This is a genomic window from Roseivirga sp. YIW32 (assembly GCF_057219245.1).
The window spans coordinates 530,299-550,199 of sequence record NZ_JBXVVG010000001.1; the positions used below are offsets into that span (position 1 = coordinate 530,299).

Below are 19,901 nucleotides of genomic sequence, written 5' to 3' on the forward strand. Positions count from 1 at the left end.
TGAAATGATCAAAAAGCAATTCTTAAAAACAAAACCGGAAGCGAACGTTACGTTCAACTTACCGAAAGAAGCTGCAAATGGTGCAGACAAAGTATCTCTTGTAGGTGATTTCAACGACTGGGATACGTCAGGAATTGAAATGAAGAAAATGAAAACTGGCGCTTTCAAAGCTACTGTTAAATTAGAGACAGGTAAAGAATATCAATTCAGGTACCTGATTGACGGTGAGACTTGGGAGAATGACTGGGAGGCAGACAAGTATGTGCCTAACAACTTGTCTTTTGAGGACAACTCAGTAGTTGTACTGTAAGCCTTAAAGATCCATAGGTGAGTTCTCGTTGAGAACGGGTGGTCACTGCCTTGGTGACTGCCAACTATTCAAAAGCCCGGGTTTACCCGGGCTTTTCTCGTTTCTAAATGTTCTCCATTAAAGACCCTGACCTATGTTGCGGTCTCTATCTGGTCTTAGCGTCTCTATCTGGTCTTAGCGTTTCGCTGAGACCCAAACAAAAAGTCCAAGCGAGACGCTTGGACTAGAATTTCAATGGCGGCCCATACTTAAGCGACCAATTCTTTGATGTTGTTCAGGTCAATGTCAATTTCTACAGCCAAGGCCTTGATTTTTTCTTCAACCACATGCTGGCCGTCGATGGCTTTAGAACTCTTCCCGAACAAGTCTTTGCTGAAGCTGAATACTTGGTTCTGCAAATTGACCAACAAGGGCTTCAACCGGACTCTTTTATATAGGGCAATGGTTTTAAGCAAATCATCCAGGGTATCTAGTTTCGACGTATCTCTGGAGAATATCAAAAAGAGTTCTTCAAGTTTTCTATTCAAACTCGCATTGATGTGCTCGTGATCCAATTGGATGTTCCATTTCTCGGTTTCTTCCACCAACTCTTCCATTTTCTGTAAGGAGAACTTCCCATTGCTGAAGAGTTCTTTGAACTCATAATTGATCACATTGTTGATGTTCTGTTTCAGCGTTTCAGGAATCTGCAGCTTGTTCTGACGCATCACATTGAGAATGTTGTAGTTGCGATCATAGATTCTCCTCATGGAATCGTAGGCCAATTCTAAGTTCTGTTCCAAGTAATTGTCGAGCATGTGCATTTGCTCATCTTTGAACATCCCAAAGAAGGAGAAGGTGTGTGCCTTGAAATTCTTCTGAATGATCCTTAATACTTCTGCCACATTACTCTGGGTAAAGGCAGTTTCCAACGCATCGGAAATGGGCTTGAATTGCTCAGTCGACAAACGTTGAGAAGTTCCGCCGATCAAATGGTGCTGTCCGAGGTAGATCACCACAAAGCTGAATTCTTTTTTGGATGTGGTTACTTTCGAATCCACCCGCGTGGTACCAAAAGCTAATTTCTGGATACCTGCACTCTTTCGTTCGAAGAAAACACTTTTGCAATCATAATTCAGGACGGTCAGCGATTCCGGATCGTCTGCAAAGATGGAAGCCACAGCATAGTGCATTCCCACTTGTGTCAGTGAGAGCATGAATGGCTTGATCTGACGTAAGTAGATGTCAGCTCCATTGCCCTCATTATGCACATTGCTTTGGGCTGTCTTTAGTATGGCCAAAAAGTCTTCTTCTAACTGCTCTTGAGATTCGCTTTCTGCCAATTGAATGGCCCGGCAGGCATACTGCAAGACCTGAATGGTTTCAATACCAGAAATGTCATTGAAAAACCACCCACAACTGGTGTACATGAGCATGGCATTCCGTTGCATTTCCAATAAGCGCATGACGTGCGTGCGCTCATTTGAGCTTAATTCTTTTTTGATGTGCTTCTTCAGAAAGGATTGAACCTGTTGTTTTGAGCGATTCATGATCACATCGATGTAATCCTCTCGCATTTTCCAAGGGGCGCTGCAATAATTCTTTAATCCTTCTTCAAAAATGGTGACCATCCGATCTCGGATGAGGTCTAAGGCGTTGCGAAGAGGTTCTCGCCATTTCTGATTCCAGTTTGGGCCACCTCCTGTATGGCAACCACAATTACTTCTCCATCGCTCGACCCCATGGGCACAGCTCCAAGAACTGTTTTCATGAATCTCCACTTCATATTCCGGTGCAAACATGGACAAGTACTGCCCGTAGTTGGTGAGCGTGGTTAATTCGTTTTTTTCGATATAGCGCAAGCAATAGGCGAGGGCCATGTCCCCATTCGCATGGTGGTGACCATAACTTTCACCATCTGTAGCGATGTGCACAAATTCATTATCATACTCTCCACGATAACCTTCCAATAGATCATGGGCAAAGCTTTTTCCGTTTTGAAGGACACCCTTGAACGCCACATTTTGAGATCGCTCACCGTCATAGAAGAACAAAGCGATCTTTTTGCCATTTGGTAAATTGTAGACATAATGCCGATTGGGGTCAATACCCTCGGTCCATGTCTTGTCACCGATTTTTCTAAATCTAGCGGCTTGGTTCGGGGCAAGCAGGGTGAACTTGATGCCGTGTTTCTCCAGTAACTCAAGTGTTTCCGTATCCACAGCGGCTTCGCCAAGCCACATGCCTTCCGGCTTTCGTTTGAACCTTGCTTCAAAATCTCTGATCCCCCAAGTGATCTGTGTTTCTTTGTCTCGCTTATTGGCAAGTGGCATGATCAAGTGGTTGTACACCTGTGCCATCGCCGATCCATGGCCACCGAAGAAACCTTGACTCAGCTGATCTGAGGCCAGTATGGCGGCGTAGGTCTGCGGTGCATGTTGCTCCATCCAAGAGAGGAGGGTTGGACCAAAATTGAAGCTCATGCGTGCGTAATTGTTTACGATATCGATGATCTTCCCCTCATCGTTTAGAACACGTGAAAAGGCATTTGGATAATAGCACTCCCTCGTGATTTGTTCATTCCAATCGTGGTAAGGAAAGGCAGATGGTTGTACTTCAATTTTCTCTAGCCATGCGTTCTCCCTCGGAGGTTGATAAAAATGGCCATGAATACATAAATACCGATGCATATCTTCTCTACAAAATCTTCTTAACTATGCTTTCTTCGATTTGGCAACTGGTTTCTTCTTTGCCTTAGGCACTTCTTGTTTCAGGATCACTGCACCTAAAGGAGGAACAGTCAGGTGTAATGACATTTTCCTTCCATGCATGCCCTCTTTTTTAGGAGTTAGCGTTTTGTTCCTTTTGCCGCTCCCCCAGAAAGCTTGGTCGTCAGTGTTCAATACCTCTTTCCAGGTACCGCCGTTCACTCCAATACCGTAGTTTTCTCGAACAACGGGTGTGAAATTGCACACCACAATTAGATCGTCTTCAGGGTTTTTGCCCTTTCTCATGTAGGAAAGAACAGAGTTTTGATAGTCTCCCAACTCAATCCATTCGAATCCATCAGCGCTAAAGGCCTGTTCATGTAGCGCTTTTTCTGACTTCACCAGCTTGTTAAGCGATTTGGTCAATTCTTGGATGCCACGGTGTGGTTCGAAATCGAGTAATCTCCAGTCAATGCTTTGGTCGTGATTCCACTCTGAAGACTGTCCAATTTCACCCCCCATAAAGACCAATTGGGTGCCAGGGTGTGTGTACATGTAAGCATACAATAACCTCAGGTTGGCAAAACGTTGCCATTCATCTCCCGGCATGCGATCGAGTAATGGGCCTTTGCCATGCACCACCTCGTCGTGGGAAAGGGGAAGCATGAAGTTCTCCGTGAAGGCATAGTTCATGCTAAAGGTGATGTCGTTGTGATGGTACTGTCGGTAATACGGATCTTTGTTGAAGTATTCCAAAGTATCATGCATCCAGCCCATCATCCATTTCATACCAAAACCAAGTCCACCCAAATAGGTAGGACGGGAAACAGCCGGCCATGCCGTTGACTCTTCTGCCATGGTTTGTACACCATCTGAAAACTCATACACGGTTTCATTTAGTTCTTTCAGGAAGCTGATCGCTTCCAGGTTTTCTCTTCCTCCATGTACATTGGGTATCCATTCACCTTCTTTTCTAGAGTAATCTAAATAAAGCATAGAGGCCACAGCATCTACTCGTAAACCATCTGCATGGAAAAGATCTAACCAGCACATCGCACTCGAGATCAGAAATGCCCTGACCTCATTTCGACCATAGTTGAAGATGTATGAATTCCAGTCAGGATGGTATCCCTGGCGTGGGTCGGCATGTTCGTATAGATGAGTCCCGTCAAATTTGAACGGGCCATGTGCGTCGGATGGGAAATGCGAAGGTACCCAATCCAGGATGACACCGATCTCAGCTTTGTGAAATGCATCGACCATGTACATGTAGTCTTCTGGCGTTCCGTAGCGCGATGAGGGTGCGAAATAACCGGTGCATTGGTAACCCCATGAACCAAAGAAAGGGTGCTCCATTACGGGAAGGAATTCCACGTGTGTGTATTCCATTTCCTTGACATAATTCACCAGGTCAACGGCTAATTCACGGTAGCTGAGCGATTCGCCGTTCGCTTTTCGTTTCCAGGAACCCAAATGCACTTCATAGACCGAATACGGTTTGTCCAGGTCGTTGAACTGCTTACGGTTCTTCATCCATTTGCTGTCTTTCCACTTGTAGTCCAATTCCCAGACGATGGATGCAGTTTTAGGAGGTACTTCCCAATGCAGTGCGAAGGGATCACCTTTTTCAAGTACTTGTCCATCGGTATTGGAATGGATCTTGTATTTGTATACAGTGCCTCGCTCAATGCCTTCAATGAATCCTTCCCATATGCCTGAGCCGTCCCATCTTGGATAAAGCTCATATCCTTCTCCGTTCCAGAAGTTGAAGTCACCCACAACCTGTACTTGCTCAGCGTTGGGTGCCCAAACCGCGAAAAGGGTGCCTTTTTTACCACCCACTTCCACCAAATGAGAACCTAGTTTTTCGTATAGTCTGAAGTGCTTTCCAGATTTGAAAAGGTCACTGTCAAAATCGGTCATCAGTGAATGGGTCGTAACGTATTGATGCTTTTCCATGATTAGTCTTCTAAAATTTGTTTAATACCCGTAAGTGGAATGATCGCCCAATCCGGACGCGCTTTTAACTCGTAGCCTATTTCATAGACTGCTTTTTCCAACAAGTGGTATTTCAGTAAGTAATTGATCTCCGATGCATAGCTAATGTTGAGATTTTGGGACATGGCCGTGGAGACGTATTTGTTTAAAAATATGGCCGAAATGGCACGGTAATACTTTTCGCCGGCTTCAAATAGCTGTTCCTGCGAAAGAGTGAATTTCTTTTTGGGATCAAAAATAACGGCATACACCGCATAGTGAAAGGAGCGCAACATCCCAGCCACATCTTTCAACGGTGTCTGTTTTACTTTTCGATCGCGGATGGTGCTTTCTGGTTCCCCCTCATAATCGATAATGTAGAAGTCTTCGTCTTCGGTCATTAAGATCTGCCCAAGGTGGAGGTCACCGTGGATCCTGATTCGACAGCTGTTCAGGCGTGTTTCCTCAAAAGCCAAAAACTGAGAGGTGATGTTGATTCGGTTGTCAATGAACATTTGCGCATACGTTTTGGCCAAACCTTTCAACTTTTCAATGTTTTCCTCCACTAAAATGAATCGTGCATTGAGCTGGTAAATGATCCTATTCTTCAACCAAACGGTGTAATCGCCATTGAATGTCGTTGGGGTGAATTTGGTGTCCACTCGATTTCCGAAAAGAGCAATGTGCATTTCGGCGATGCGTTGCGCCATCAATTCAATCTTCTGTATCACGTCGTCGCCTATGAGCAAACGCAGGTCCGACTTTAGGTCTTTCGGGGCTTTGAAAGCAAAGGATGGGATGTCTTGAATCTCTGCAATGGGTGCATCGGTCGCTTGTACACGATCGAAGAAACCACTCACCATGTCCAGCGTGTGGTTCCATGCTTCGCCCACATTGGCCACCTTCTCCTGCATGATGCCAATGGAGAGTGTGGCGAATTCATTCTTGATCCAACTAATGCTGCCTCCATACTTTGGGCTATTCGCAAAGGTGCCTTCTTCCGATAAGAATTTTGTTAACTCAAGGTCGGGGTTAGCATCTTGGAACAATCGACGGTATACTTTGAAAAAGTATTGACCATTGTATTCAATAGACGTATTGCTTTGGTCAAAGCCCATCACCTGCGAAGTTTCATAGGGTGGGCTAGATCGTAAGGCCTTTCCTCGTTCAAAGCGTAATTTCGTTTCGCCATTGGTCAATGTCTTTTGACTAATCAGCTGCTCATACAATGCTTTTCGAAAAGGCTCGTGGTAGAGTGAGTCAATGATCTTTCCCTTGAAACTGCCCAAGTTCGTTTCCACGATGACTCCTTTAGAGTCGACCGCTGTATCTAAAGGAACAAAGCCCAAGGTGAGGAAATAGTATTCCGTAAAACCTGCGGCAAAGTTCATTTCAATGGTGATGAAGAATACGGTTTCGCCTTTATCCATCTCAAAAGGCATTTGCTGCTCGATTTTAATGGTTTTTACCTGCTGGCTTTTCGCAGCATACCAGCGCGTGTTCATCATGTAGTTGAGCAGGACCTTCCCGATAAACCCTTCTCGGAAGTCAGGTGAGTTAAAAGATTCTACCCATTTATCATGAAATGCTTTGCTTGAGGCCATGTGTTCGGTTTAATAATCGATGGCAAAAATATGATACGGCAATTGATAAGGATCTAATTCCACGTAGTTCCATTCATCATGCCAAATGTAACTATTTCCAGTGATCAGGTCTTTCATGCGGAGCGGCTGTCCGTCCTTCACCTTCATGAGGTGACGCGGTACCTGTACCCAGCCACTCTGACGGCCATAAGGATCTTGATTGACCACGCATAGCACATTGCTTTCCCCATCCTCACTTTGCTTGAAGTAAGCAAGTAATTGATGGTTCTCAATGGTGCAGAAATGAATATTATTGGTGTATTGGAACGCACTGTTTTCCTTTCGAATTTGATTGATTCGTCCGATCAAGTGCGTCAGCTTATTCGTCTTTGACCAATCCCAATGCTTGACTTCATATTTTTCAGAGTTCAAATACTCCTCTTTACCGACAACGGCTTCATGAATGATCTGCTCATAAACGGGACCGTACATGCCATAGTTGGAAGAGAGCGTGGCCGCCATCATATGACGGATGATGTACAGGTTTTCATTTCCTCCCTGTAGCATCCAAGGATTAATATCAGGTGTGTTGGGCCAAAAGTTCGGTCGGAAGTAGTCCTTCATTTCACCTTGGGTCAATTCTGTCATGTACTCGATCAGTTCATGCTTGTTATTGCGCCAGGTGTAATAGGTGTAACCCATCGTGAAACCAACCTTGGCCAGGCGTTGCATGGTTTTAGGTTTTGTAAAGGCTTCAGAAAGGAAAAGCACATCCGCATCCACTTTTTTCACTTCTCCGATCAAATACTCCCAGAAGCCGAAGGGTTTGGTATGTGGGTTATCGACTCGGAAGATCTTGATGCCCAGTTTATTCCAGAAGAGGACGATGCTGACAAATTCATCCCACATCGCTTCCCAGTCTTTTGATTCAAAATAGATGGGGTAGATGTCTTGATATTTCTTTGGAGGGTTCTCGGCATATTGCACCGAACCATCGGGACGCCATTTGAACCAGCTTGGGTTTTCTTTTACATACGGGTGATTTGGAGAACACTGCAAGGCAAAATCTAGGGCGATTTCTATGCCTTGCTTCTTTGCCGAAGCGACTAGCTGCTTAAAATCATCAAAGTTGCCAAGCTCAGGCAGAATGTCTTTATGGCCACCAGTGGTGTTACCGATTGCCCATGGTACTCCCACATCATCGGGTTTGGCTTCAGTGCTGTTATTCTTTCCTTTCCTAAAATCAGTGCCTATGGGGTGAATGGGAGGGAAGTAGAGCACATCAAAGCCCATGTTCGATACATAAGGCAACACGTCCAAGCAGTCCTTGAATGTGCCGTGTTCGCCCACTTTTTTTGCCGTAGACCGAGGGAAAAATTCATACCATGTACTGAAGAGTGCTTTTTTTCTATCGACGTAAAGAGGAAGTTTGATGCTGTAAGTGGTAGCGAATTCCTTTGTTGGGTTCTTCCAAAAGATCTGGTGAAGCTTTTTGGACTGGGCTTCGTTGATCGCATGACTGTATTGCTTCTTGTCTTCAAAGGCCTGTACCAAACCATTCAAGTAGTCGGCATGGGCTTTGTCTAGCTGAGCAGCTGCTTTTAGGTATTGAATACCATCGAGTAATTCGACGTGCACATGTTGTCCATCTGCGATCTTTCGTTCAATGTTGTGTTGCCAGGTAAGGGGATAGTCAACCCAAGCTTCCACGGTGTACGTGTAGGGTCCTTGTTTCTTTACCTGAAAACTGCCTTCCCAACGGTCATTCTCCACCAAATGCATGGGTGCATATTGCCAGCTGCGAGCATTTCCTGCTTTGTATTTGATATGGGCATTGATTACGTCATGACCGTCAGCAAGTAAATCAGCAGAAACGTGAAATTCTTGTCCTACGACACGTTTTGCAGCATGCTGGCCATGGTTGATCTCTGGGCTTACGTTTTCAATTACTACCCTGCTTTGTCCGGATTTCATAAATGGTAGGCGTTGGTTTTTTGGTTATGGTTGGTTTGGATTTATGCTCCTTTTGAGCCTGTTGAAAGTAAGAAAAAAAAAGCGGCTGTGTCAACCTCGTCTCAAGCATTTAAATTGCAATCGGTTGAGGTTGAGTTAAATTTTAATTGATCTTAGATCAAGGCATAAAAAAAGCCTTGGTGAGAACCAAGGCTTTTAATTATCGTTGAAGTAGTGCTTATTCAGCTACCACTTTAAAAGCAACATCTTTTTTGACCTCTTTGTGCAAGTCAATTTCTGCTTCATAGTCACCAACCATCTTCACTTCGCCTTTGAAAGAGATTTTCTTACGATCAACGTCAAAACCTTTTTCTTTCAATGCATCGGAGATTTGTAAAGTGGTTACGGCACCAAAGATCTTACCACTGTCGCCAGCTTTTGCTTTGATCTCGAGTACACTGTCACCGATGCCATTGGCAATTGCCTCAGCGTCTGCCTTGATCTTCTCTGCTTTGTGAGCAGCTTGTCTCACGTTCTCAGCCATCATTTTACTGTTTGACTCGTTCGCCATGATAGCGAAGCCTTGAGGGATCAAGTAGTTTCTGGCATAACCAGGTTTTACAGTTACGGTGTCGTGCTTGTAGCCTAAACCTTTAATATCAGTCTTTAATATAACGTCCATTTTCTTATCAGTTTTAGCTTACACTTATTTCAAACCGTCGGCTACATAAGGCATCAAAGCAATGTGTCTTGCTCTTTTTACAGCCTGGGTAACTTTCTTTTGGTATTTCAAGCTTGTTCCGGTCAATCTTCTTGGAAGAATCTTGCCTTGCTCATTCACAAACTGAAGCAAGAAGTCAGGATTTTTATAATCCACGTATTTGATGCCATTCTTCTTGAAACGGCAATACTTTTTCTTCTGCTGTTCTCTGTTTACAGGTTCGTTTACCAGTGTCATGCTGCTACCTCCTTCTTTTTCTTAAATGCGCCAGATCTGCGCTTGTTGTTGTATTCAACTGCGTGTTTGTCTAAAGACACAGTTAAAAATCTCATCACTCTTTCATCTCTTTTGAATTCGATCTCTAAAGTAGCGATGGCTGCAGGGTCGGCGTTGAATTCGATCAAGTTGTAGAAACCGGTAGACTTATTTTGGATGGCATACGCCATCTTCTTAAGGCCCCAGATCTCCTTGTTCACGATCTCAGCTCCATTCTCTTTGAGAAGAGCTTCGTACTGGCCGACAGCATCCTTCATCTGATCTTCAGACAAAACGGGATTCAAAATGAATACTGTCTCGTAATTTTTAAGCATTTCTTAATGTTTAATTTTAGGGCTGCAAAGATATGAAGAAGTCTGCAGAAATCAATGACTTGTAAAAGAATGTCATCAAATTTATCAAGGATAAGCGGAATGCTTAATTTCATTGTAAAATTACACGAAGGTTGACGAATTCAAGTAAGCGCTCCATTTTTTTACTGCTGATCATCTTAGTAGTGCCTGTGGTGCTGTACGGCATCTATCAGCTTAACTCGCTTACTAGCGACGAAGAGGAGCTCACGACCATCTATCAAAGACAACTGGAATCAGTTTTGTTTTCGGTCAATCAATCCATTCAGGACAAGTCCGACGAGATCTTGACAACGCTCCTAAAGCCTATGGTTCAATATAAGCAAGGGCTTCTAATGGATCCCAAGCAACAAATGAATGAATTGACTGCCTATCGCTTTTTCCGTGCATTTTATACAAAGGAAATTGATGGGATAGAAGGAGGACTCTTGGGAGTCGGTCCTCGATTCTTCGAAGAGGACTTTCAGCTTAAGACAGATAGCCTGATCGATGCAAATGAAGACATTGTCAATCGCTTGGTGCGTTATTTGAAAGAAGGAGGATTTCAGAAGATACAACCGGTCGACGGCTTTATTACCTATCAAGGAGAAGAGATTGATTTTCAATTCTTTGTCAATTCTGTTGACGATAGCTACTATCTCAATGTCTATTTCTTCAATGCTGTCTCCTTCATTGACCAAACACTGGTACCCAAGCTTCAAGAATTGTCACAAGGCGACTTTATTTTGACTTGTGATCGCATTGCGGACGATTTCCGAGTCTATTCGACGGCAGAGAACTTCACGGGTGACATCATGAGTCAAGCACTTGATCTGCTTCCACGTTTTGAAGTAGGCATTGCTCGCGCTGGAGGCACGATACAAGAGGCCGTGAACAAGCGGAGGGATCAGAATTTGATGGCCTTGGGAATACTCATGTTCGTATTGATCATTGGGGTGGTATTGGTCTTTCAAAATGTACAGCGTGAAATGGAACTGGCGCAGAAAAAAGCAGATTTCGTTTCCAATGTCTCGCACGAGATTAGAACCCCTCTGGCTCTGATCAATATGTTTGCCGAGACCTTGCTTTTGGACCGGGTGAAGGACGAGGCCAAAAAGAAAACCTACTATGAGATCATTACAAAGGAGGTGGGGAGGCTAACCAATATGCTCAATCGTATTCTGAGTTTTTCGAAGATCGAAGCAAGCAAAAGGGTTTTTGAACGTGACCGCTTGGACCTGAATGAAGTGGTCAAAGAAGTGCTGCATACCTATTCCTATCATTTAGAGAATAATGGCTTTGGATTGACAATGGAGCTAACAACGGAAGCCCTACCCATTGAAGCAGACAAGGAAGCCATCATTGAAGTATTGGTTAATTTGATCGATAATGGCATGAAATACAGTTTGGATGAAAAGGAATTAACGGTTTCTACAGGGAACCGAGATGGCCATGCTTTTGTCGCGGTGTCTGATAAAGGGATTGGCATAGCGAAAAACCAATCGTCCAAACTGTTCGAAAAGTTTTACCGAGTGCCCACGGGCGATGTGCATGATACCAAAGGAGCAGGGCTGGGCCTATCCATCGTCAAGCACATCATAGAAGCTCACGATGGTGAGGTACAGGTGAAGAGCGAAGTTGGTAAAGGGAGTACGTTTACATTATTTTTTCCAATGAAATCAACCACTGATGCCTAATATTTTAATTGTTGAAGATGAGGCAGCCATGCGCATGGGCCTCAAGGATAACCTCGAATTTGAGTCATATGAGGTCGAAGTAGCCATTGATGGGGCTGAAGGACTAGAAAAAGTCAGTCGAAAGCGATACGACTTGGTCATCCTAGATGTCATGATGCCAAAAATGTCAGGTTTTGACGTGTGCAAAGCCATGCGAAAAAATGGTGATATGACTCCTGTGATCTTCTTAACGGCCAAAAGTGAGGAGATCGATAAAGTACTCGGCCTAGAATTGGGAGCAGATGATTACCTGACCAAACCTTTCAGTCTACGGGAGTTGATCGCCCGGGTAAAGGCCATCCTTCGCCGACAAACGGTTAATGAAGCGCCTAGAGGCTTAACAGGCCCACAGCACATCGGTAAACTCACATTGGATTTCGCACAGTATCAGGCGCATAACACCGATAGTGTAGTAAAAATGTCGTACAAGGAGTTTGAGATCCTGCAGTTCTTGTTAGAGCGCAAAAATGAAGTAGTCAGTCGTTATGACCTTTTGAATGAAGTTTGGGGTTATGATGCGCAACCTACCACTCGCACAGTTGACAATTTCATTCTCAGGTTACGGCAGCGTGTTGAACAGAATCCCAATGACCCACAGATCATTTTGACTGTTCATGGGGTGGGCTATAAGCTGGTAGTTTGATCCTTGACGCTCGATGTCGGGTGAACGATGACACCAGAACGATTACCAAAACAGGGAAAATCGTGCGATTTCCCTCCTTAGCTCAATGACTGACCGTATCGTCCAATCTACAGCTTTCATGGTCTATCGTCTACCGTCTATTTCTCTAAGCTGTGACAATTTGTGACAACTGATTACCCTCATATGACATGTGGTCTTCTTATTTTTCCGTGATTTGTTAAGAGTTCAAAGGTCAAGAACTACAAAATAACTAGTGCCACGCAGCACTCTATTAACATGAGCATATGAAAAAATTGGTCACACTTTTCTTATTAATGGCATCCTTTTCAGCCTTTGGTCAAGAGCTGAATCGATTGTATAACCTACGAGGCGATTGGAAATTTTCCATTGGCGATCATAAGGAATGGGCGACGACCGCTTATGATGATACCGACTGGGAAGAGATTTACGTACCGCGAAGGTGGGAGAGAGAGGGCTTTAACGGCTACGATGGCTATGCTTGGTATCGACTGCATGTGAGTGGTGATGAATTCCTCCAAAACCGAGTGCATTACCTAAGCTTAGGCTACATTGATGATGCAGATCAGGTCTTTTTCAACGGCCAACTAATCGGCTTTTCCGGCGGTTTTCCACCTGAATATTATACCGCCTTTCAAGCGAAAAGGGAGTATAGGATTCCTGATGAATTGATCAATTTTGGAGGCGATAATTTGATCGCTGTGCGTGTATTTGACAAAGGTGGCGAAGGAGGGATCTACAGTGGTGATGTGGGTTTATTCGTTGGGGATGACGACTACCAAGAGGTCATTAATCTGAAAGGTCTTTGGAAACTCAGGTTACGCGATAACAAGGACTATGCTGATCCTGATTATCAAGATGAGGATTGGGAACTTATTATGGTGCCGGCCAATTGGCGAGTAAAAGGCATCTATAATTACCGTGATATTGCCTGGTACCGTCACGAGTTTGTTGTTCCCGAGAATTCCAACCTTGAACGCATGGTATTCGTCGCGGGCTACATCGATGATTTTGACGCAACCTATCTCAATGGAGAGAAAATTGGAGAGACTTATGATGGCTTAGGCCTTGGTCGCTCGAGGAGTTTTCAGGAACTACGCGTCTATGATATTCCCGAGGGCTTGCTCAAAAGCGGTCGTAATGTCGTGTCCATTAGAGTAGAAGACATTGGAGATAATGGAGGTATTTATAAGGGGCCGGTAGCCATCATTCCTGAAAAGCTGTTAACAACTTACCTGCGATCGAGTTATTGGAGGTAGTTATCTTTCTGAATTTGCAAGATAACTTTCTCATACAATTCATGCTCACCCTCGAATGTGATCCGTTCGGGGGTTAATTTTAATTCCTCGGCAATTTTTTCTTGTTCTTTCAATCGATCAGCAGTGGCGAAGGGATCATGATCACCTATGACGAAATAAGTTCTTTTTCCCTTCAGCCTTTCTGTACTTGTCAAGGGAGGGAGATCAGGCGGGAAAATGCCAGCCCAAAGCACCAGGGTTTGGAAGTCTACATCTGTTTGGGTAGCGAAGCGCGAGATCGTAGCTGCCCCTTGTGAAAAACCAAATAAAGTGGTTCGTACGGTTGACGGCAGTTGATCTTTGACCTTCTGCATCACGGCAGCTAAATAGGTCAGGTAGTTTTGGATATCTGAAAGGCGATCTTCTTTGGTCATCCATGTGGCACCTACCCGGCCTGTAAATCCTTGTAAGTAGTAGCGAAACAGTCCTTCTGGTGCCACAATAACTGTTTTCCCATCATCGATCCCCTGGAACTTCTTGATGAAGTACTTGGCCAATTGTCCATGCCCATGGCAAACAAACCAAAGCTGTTCTACGCCTTCATGTAGCTCGCCCAGTACTTCGTAGCGAGCATTGAATTCGAATTTGATGCGATGCTCCATCAGGACAAGTATTTATTTGAGAACTTGAAAGGCAAGAGGTTTTCAATTGACTCGGACACGTACAACTCATCATTTGTGCTGGTCATCATCAACACAATAGGTGCCTGCTGCTGGTCTTCCACCTCGCTGAGTACTTGGCGACAACTACCGCAAGGGGTAACGGCAATGAAGTGTTCGCTTTCCTTTTTCCTGGCAGTGACAACGATGGCCTTGATCTTTTCGTCTGGGAACTGCGCTCGTGCAGCAAACACCGCCACACGTTCAGCACATAAACCTGAGGGGTAGGCCGAGTTTTCTTGGTTGTTGCCCTGTACGATTCTCCCTTTTTCAGTCAAAAGAGCTGCTCCAACATGGAAGTTAGAGTAAGGGGCATAAGCATTTGCTGCAGCCTCTTCCGCTTTTTCGATCAGTTCGCGTTGCCATGTTTCCAGTGCTTCGCGTGCAACAGTGGTGATGAGTACTTCTCTTTTAATACTTCCGGTCATGTGCGAATTTAATTCAGAATATGAAAAATTCTTGATTCTCACGATTAATACCGATTGCGTTTGCCTATGGTTTTCTTTTTCGGCTAATTCAAGCACAAAGACTTTTTATGGACAACATTTTGATTCTTGGCGCCGGGCGCTCTTCGACTTCTCTGATCAACTACCTGCTTGATAATGCCGAAACCTACGATTGGCAATTGACCATTGCAGACTACGCCTTACAGCTGGCAGAAGAAAAGACCAAGGGCCATCCTCGAGCCAAGGCTGTCGCTTTTAACATCAACAAGGAGGAAGAATGTCATGCGCTGGTCGCAAAGAACGAGGTGGTCATTTCCATGTTGCCTGCACGTTTTCATCCCATCGTTGCGGAAGCATGTCTTCACCATGGCAAGCATTTGCTCACTGCTTCTTATGTGTCGCCTGACATGAAAGCCATGGATGCCGCCGCCAAGGCGAAAGGCTTACTTTTTCTTAATGAATGCGGTTTAGATCCCGGGATCGATCATATGTCGGCCAAGAAGGTGATCGATCATATTCGCATAGATAAAGGCTTGGAGCTGAGAGCTTTCGAATCCTTCACCGGAGGGCTTCTGGCCCCAGATCAAAACGACGATAATCCGTGGCAATATGGGTTTACCTGGAATCCACGTAATGTGGTCTTGGCAGGTCAAGGTACTGTAAAGTTCATTCAGGAGGGGCGTTATAAGTACATTCCTTACCACAAGCTTTTTCGACGCACGGAGATGATCCATATCCCAGGTCATGGCTACTTTGAAGGGCTGGCCAATCGTGATTCATTGCTATATCTGGATGTTTATGATCTGCACGGTATTCAAACACTTTATCGGGGTACCTTGAGAAGACCTGGTTATTGCAAGGCATGGGATATTTTTGTCCAACTCGGCGCGACGGATGATACCTACGAAATGGAAGGAGTAGACAAGATGACGCACCGTCAGTTCCTAAATTCATTTTTGAGCTATAATCCCCACGATTCGGTTGAATTGAAATTAGCACATTACATGCAGCTCGATGCCAATGGACCAGAGATGCACAAACTGAGATGGCTGAATCTATTTGAAGAAGAGCCTGTAGGCATGTTGAAGGGAACACCTGCTCAGGTCCTCGAGCATATTCTGAAAAAGAAATGGACCATTCGACCCGATCAAAAAGATCAGATCGTGATGTGGCATTTGTTCGATTACATAGAAGAGGGCAAGGTTAAACGCATTCGTTCTGCCATGGTTGCGGAAGGAGAGAATTCATCGATCACAGCCATGGCCAAAACTGTCGGGCTACCATTGGGCATTGCTGCCAAGCAATTGCTTAAAGGGGAGATCAAGGCGCGAGGCGTCCAGATTCCGATATCACCGGAGTTTTATAACCCTATTTTAAATGAGCTGGAAACACTTGGCTTCGATTTTATTGAAGAGGAAGTGGTACTTGAAGCGGATTAATTCTTCTTTTTCTTGAAGATATTGCCGATCCGTTTGAAAAGGCCCGGTTTTTTTGCATCAGTGGTTGTGGTGTCGATCTGAACCCCACTGAGTTTCGGTTTGTCACTATTGGTGAATACTTTCTTCAGGAAGCCAGGTGATTTTTCTTGATCGCAATTTAAGGTTTCCAAAACACGTAAGGAAGGCGGTGCGAAACGAGCAGTTGTATACCGAGCCATGCGTGTGTTTGCATTCATCTCTTGCTGGTACAAAGCGTAGATTGGTAGTGCGGAGTTAGCCCCTTGTCCAATGGTCGTGTTGCTAAACCCGATCCTGTGCTCGTCGTTACCCACCCAGGTTAGTGTGATCAGTTTAGGGCTAAGGGCAACAAACCAACCGTCTTTGTTATCCTGCGTTGTTCCGGTTTTACCTGCAATGTCATTTTCCAATCCATATTTCCATCGCAAGCGTCTTCCTGTTCCTTCATTGACCACGCCCTTCATCATCTCGATCATGGCTTGGCGGGTGTCTTCGGAGATCACTCTTTCTGCAGCTACTGTCGGCCCAAAATTAGCCAGCACCTTACCGGTTTTGTCCTTGACCGAACGAATGAAAAAAGGAGAAGCCGTTTTCCCTTGGTTGACAAATGCCGTGTAGGCTTTTGCTAATTCGTACATGCTCAGTTCTGGTGTGCCCAACGCAATAGAAGGAACAGCTGGAATGGTCGAGGTTATGCCTAACTCACGCGCCAGTGTAGTTACAGGGCCAATATCTGTTGTGGTCAATAATTTCACTGCGATGGTGTTGATGGATTGAGCGAGAGCAGTTTTGACCGCATAGCTTTTTTCTTCGTCAATATCGCTGGAGTTGGTGGGGGTCCAGTCATCGTATTGCGTATAGGTGACCGTTCGCGCCGGAATAAATTCGCATGGGCTAATGCCGCTTTCCAAGGCTGCGGTGTAGACAATGGGCTTAAAAGTAGACCCTACTTGTCGTTTGGCTTGGATCACGTGATCAAATTGGAAATGCGAGTAATTGATACCGCCTACCCAAGCCTTTATTTCGCCAGAGGAGGGCTCCAGACTGATCAAGCCTGCGTTCAGCAGCTTCAGGTAGTGGCGAATACTATCGATTGGGCTGGCCTCTACAAGCTGATCACCACCCCAGTCCCATAGTTCCATTTTTCTTCGTTGTTTGAGCGAATCCTGAATTTGGGTGGCAGATAACCCTTTACTTAAAAGCTGTTTGTAGTAGGGAGTTCTTTCAATAGCATCCTGAAGAAGCTGTTCTGACCGCATCCATGGCGCTCGCTGGCCATAGCTTGCTTCGAACACGCGTTGTAACTCCGTCAAGTGCTTTTCCATTGACCTTTCGGCCATTTGCTGCATGTCTTTATCCAAAGTTGTCTCGATCACCAGGCCTGAAGTGAAGAGGTTGTAGCTGGTGTTGTTTGCTTGATTGTAGTCCGTCAGTATCTTCTCCAATTCTTTTTGTAAATGTGCACGAAAGTAGGGGGCGATGCCTTTGTCATGCGAAAAGGCTTGATAGCTCAGCGTTAAGGGTTTAGCCTGGGCGATCTGCGTCTCTTCATGGCTGAGGTAACCGTATTTCTTCATTTGATCGAGAACGATATTCCTTCTCTTCAGGGCTTTTTCTGGAAAAACCCGTGGATTATACCCATAGGAAGCCTTCAGCATTCCGACGATCACGGCGGCTTCGTCCAAACTCAGCTCAGCCGTATGGGCAGAGAAGAACTTTTCTGCTGCACTCTCAACTCCAAAGGTGTTGTCGCCAAAGGGTACCGTATTCAAATAGAGGCTTAAGATCTCTTCTTTGGTGTAGGCTTTTTCCAATCGTGTCGCCAAGTAGGCCTCCCGAATCTTATTCACCGGCATGGTGAACAGGCCGTGGGACTGACGAGGGTAGAGGTTTTTGATGAGTTGCTGTGATAAGGTACTTCCGCCTCCCGCAGATTCGTCATTCATCAGGATGGATTTGAAGAGTACGCGCAGCAAACTCCGCTGGTCAATTCCCTGATGCTCATAGAATCGGGCATCTTCTGTTGCGATCAGTGCATCGATCAAGTGCTGCGGGAGTTCGTCGAAGCTGACCTGCTGCCGGTCAAAAATAAAGTATTTGCCAATGAGTTCACCTCTGTGATCTAAGACCTCGGAAGCCTCACTTTGTCGAATATTAGCGAGTTGTGCGTCGGAGGGGAGTGGCCCCCAAAACCCCCAGATCACAGATAAAATGAAGCCGAAGATGGCCATTACACCCGATAAGAGCAAGAGGAAAAGGTACTTGAAGACGTGAAACTTCTTTTTATTCTTCATTCTGTTAGGTGAAACGACAGGCAAAGTTAGTTCTTGTTAAGGCGAAACAGAAATCTCATGTGCTTTGTGCTATTCTGTTTAATTTGCTATCCAAATGGAATCAGAGATCATCAAAGAAAGAGAGGAGTTAGCATCACTGTTGATGGAATTATCGGCTGAGCTGGGAACGCCTGAATATGTACAGGAGAAGCACCGGTACGAGTGGGAGACCGACGAAGAGAGGATCGCTATTCGTTTACCTTATGACCTGATGCTCGATGCCAATGGGCAGCCGGAATGGGACAGAGTATTTCACTATGTCCTGTGCATTGTTCAGTCGAGTATGGCGACTGTTGGTCTTTTTCATGGCAAGGATTGCCTTGCGCATAAGGTCTTTACCGCCTACATGGTGCGTAAGAAACAAGGCGTGAGCCAGATCAAGCACTTGAAAACAAAAGGAAAATCGAGGGCTGGGTCTCGCATTCGATTGGCCAGTGGACTTGAGTTTTTTGAAGGGATCAATGGCCGTTTACAAAATCATTTTGAAGCCTTTGAGATTGAACGCATCGCCTTCAGCTGTTCAAAGATTCTGTTGCCTCATTTTTATGGTGCGAAGGTCTCACCACCGTTTGATAAAAAAGACCTACGCCTGTTGCCCATTCCCAGACATATTGAAAAACCAACCCATGAAGAGATGATGCGGGCGCATCGTTTTTTGACCTATGCGGAGTTGACCAGGCAAGAGATTCACCTATGATGCTCAGCTGCATATGCCGCAGCACCAATAATGCCTGAGTTATTTTGTTTTTCTCCCACTACGTAAGGGGTCTTGATCTTGATCTGTGCCCGATACTTATGAATGTGCTTACTGACACCGCCACCCAAAATGATGAAGTCAGGTGTGGTGATTCGCTCTACGTGCTTGAGAAATTTATTGAGCCTTTTGCCCCAGACCTCAAAAGATAATTCTTCTCTCTTACGAGCTGAGTCAGCAGCAAAATGTTCAATGACTTTCCCATTTTTGTAAAAGAGTCTGCCCAATTCAAAATTCGGTACGAGCACGCCATCATAAAACATGCCACTACCGAGGCCTGTCCCTATGGTGATCATAATGACCGTACCCAGATGATGCCTTCCGGCGCCAAATTTCATCTCTGCCATTCCTGCAGCATCGGCATCGTTGATGATGTTGAAGGTGTTGTCGTCACAATAGTCGTTGAAGAGGTCATCAATTTGTACCCCCATCCAGCTTTCATCCAGGTTGCTGTGAAACTTCGCTTTGTTGTTGACCACTACGGTAGGAAAAGCAACACCAATATTGTCTTTCCATTGGAAATGCCCTTGAATTTCTTTGATCACCGCGGCAATGTCTTTGGGTTTGCGTCCTTCTGGTGTGGGGATTCGGAACCGGTCGGAGATCAAAATTCCCTTTTTCGTATCAACAATTGCTCCTTTTATGCCGCTACCGCCGACATCAATTCCTAAAATATCCATAAGTCTACCGAATGGTTGCCAAGATAGGGTAATTTGGATAA

Annotated in this window: 17 protein-coding genes; 6 read left to right on the top strand and 11 right to left on the bottom strand. The window is 45.0% G+C overall.

Features of this window, described 5'->3' with window-relative positions; translation table 11 throughout:
• The first annotated feature begins 4 nt into the window (after positions 1-4).
• Positions 5-310, top strand: coding sequence for an isoamylase early set domain-containing protein (locus tag AC2D6U_RS02680; protein WP_484719393.1), 306 nt, complete (start codon positions 5-7; stop codon positions 308-310).
• Positions 311-558: 248 nt separating this feature from the next.
• Here AC2D6U_RS02680 and AC2D6U_RS02685 read toward each other — a convergent pair whose 3' ends face one another.
• The 7 genes from AC2D6U_RS02685 to rpsF form a co-directional block, all read right to left on the bottom strand.
• Positions 559-2,979 carry a DUF3536 domain-containing protein gene (locus AC2D6U_RS02685; protein WP_484719394.1) on the bottom strand — a complete coding sequence of 807 codons (2,421 nt, stop codon included), beginning with the start codon at positions 2,977-2,979 and terminating at the stop codon, positions 559-561.
• A gap of 24 nt (positions 2,980-3,003) precedes the next feature.
• Positions 3,004-4,956 carry a 1,4-alpha-glucan branching protein GlgB gene (gene glgB, locus AC2D6U_RS02690; RefSeq protein WP_484719395.1) on the bottom strand — a complete coding sequence of 651 codons (1,953 nt, stop codon included), beginning with the start codon at positions 4,954-4,956 and terminating at the stop codon, positions 3,004-3,006.
• A 2-nt stretch (positions 4,957-4,958) separates the two neighbouring features.
• Positions 4,959-6,578, bottom strand: a complete 1,620-nt coding sequence (locus AC2D6U_RS02695) for a hypothetical protein (protein ID WP_484719396.1) — start codon at positions 6,576-6,578, stop codon at positions 4,959-4,961.
• A 9-nt stretch (positions 6,579-6,587) separates the two neighbouring features.
• Positions 6,588-8,531 carry an alpha-1,4-glucan--maltose-1-phosphate maltosyltransferase gene (locus AC2D6U_RS02700; RefSeq protein WP_484719397.1) on the bottom strand — a complete coding sequence of 648 codons (1,944 nt, stop codon included), beginning with the start codon at positions 8,529-8,531 and terminating at the stop codon, positions 6,588-6,590.
• A gap of 217 nt (positions 8,532-8,748) precedes the next feature.
• Positions 8,749-9,192 (bottom strand): 50S ribosomal protein L9, encoded by a 444-nt coding sequence (rplI, locus tag AC2D6U_RS02705; protein ID WP_484719398.1) that lies wholly within the window; start codon positions 9,190-9,192, stop codon positions 8,749-8,751.
• Positions 9,193-9,216: 24 nt separating this feature from the next.
• Positions 9,217-9,468: a 30S ribosomal protein S18 gene (gene rpsR / locus AC2D6U_RS02710; protein WP_484719399.1), complete on the bottom strand. Its 252-nt coding sequence runs from the start codon at positions 9,466-9,468 to the stop codon at positions 9,217-9,219.
• Positions 9,465-9,821, bottom strand: a complete 357-nt coding sequence (gene rpsF, locus AC2D6U_RS02715; protein ID WP_484719400.1) for a 30S ribosomal protein S6 — start codon at positions 9,819-9,821, stop codon at positions 9,465-9,467. Before rpsF ends, rpsR begins: the two co-directional genes overlap by 4 nt.
• Positions 9,822-9,952: 131 nt before the next feature.
• Between rpsF and AC2D6U_RS02720 the strand changes: the two genes are divergently transcribed.
• From AC2D6U_RS02720 to AC2D6U_RS02730, 3 genes are all read left to right on the top strand, one after another.
• Positions 9,953-11,533 carry a sensor histidine kinase gene (locus tag AC2D6U_RS02720; RefSeq protein WP_484719401.1) on the top strand — a complete coding sequence of 527 codons (1,581 nt, stop codon included), beginning with the start codon at positions 9,953-9,955 and terminating at the stop codon, positions 11,531-11,533.
• The gene (locus AC2D6U_RS02725; protein ID WP_484719402.1) at positions 11,526-12,215 is read left to right on the top strand and encodes a response regulator transcription factor; all 690 of its coding nucleotides are present in this window, start codon (positions 11,526-11,528) and stop codon (positions 12,213-12,215) included. The genes AC2D6U_RS02720 and AC2D6U_RS02725 overlap by 8 nt, the downstream gene beginning before the upstream one ends.
• A 284-nt stretch (positions 12,216-12,499) precedes the next feature.
• Complete coding sequence (locus tag AC2D6U_RS02730; protein ID WP_484719403.1) at positions 12,500-13,492, top strand: hypothetical protein; 993 nt, start codon at positions 12,500-12,502, stop codon at positions 13,490-13,492.
• On the opposite strand, the gene AC2D6U_RS02735 is transcribed toward AC2D6U_RS02730, so the two are convergent.
• Together AC2D6U_RS02735 and cdd are read right to left on the bottom strand one after the other, a co-directional pair.
• Positions 13,480-14,133, bottom strand: coding sequence for an alpha/beta hydrolase (locus AC2D6U_RS02735; protein WP_484719404.1), 654 nt, complete (start codon positions 14,131-14,133; stop codon positions 13,480-13,482). The genes AC2D6U_RS02730 and AC2D6U_RS02735 overlap by 13 nt on opposite strands.
• Positions 14,133-14,618: a cytidine deaminase gene (cdd, locus tag AC2D6U_RS02740; protein ID WP_484719405.1), complete on the bottom strand. Its 486-nt coding sequence runs from the start codon at positions 14,616-14,618 to the stop codon at positions 14,133-14,135. Before cdd ends, AC2D6U_RS02735 begins: the two co-directional genes overlap by 1 nt.
• Positions 14,619-14,725: 107 nt before the next feature.
• On the opposite strand from cdd, the gene AC2D6U_RS02745 reads away from it, so the two are divergent.
• On the top strand, positions 14,726-16,075 hold the full coding sequence (locus AC2D6U_RS02745) for a saccharopine dehydrogenase family protein (RefSeq protein WP_484719406.1): 1,350 nt from the start codon (positions 14,726-14,728) through the stop codon (positions 16,073-16,075).
• On the opposite strand, the gene AC2D6U_RS02750 is transcribed toward AC2D6U_RS02745, so the two are convergent.
• Complete coding sequence (locus tag AC2D6U_RS02750) at positions 16,072-18,387, bottom strand: penicillin-binding protein 1A (protein ID WP_484719407.1); 2,316 nt, start codon at positions 18,385-18,387, stop codon at positions 16,072-16,074. The genes AC2D6U_RS02745 and AC2D6U_RS02750 overlap by 4 nt on opposite strands.
• Before the next feature lie 94 nt (positions 18,388-18,481).
• Between AC2D6U_RS02750 and AC2D6U_RS02755 the strand changes: the two genes are divergently transcribed.
• Entirely contained in the window at positions 18,482-19,123 is a 642-nt protein-coding gene (locus AC2D6U_RS02755; protein ID WP_484719408.1) for a hypothetical protein, read from the top strand.
• Here AC2D6U_RS02755 and ppgK read toward each other — a convergent pair.
• The gene (gene ppgK, locus AC2D6U_RS02760) at positions 19,114-19,860 is read right to left on the bottom strand and encodes a polyphosphate--glucose phosphotransferase (RefSeq protein WP_484719409.1); all 747 of its coding nucleotides are present in this window, start codon (positions 19,858-19,860) and stop codon (positions 19,114-19,116) included. The genes AC2D6U_RS02755 and ppgK overlap by 10 nt on opposite strands.
• Positions 19,861-19,901 lie beyond the last annotated feature (41 nt).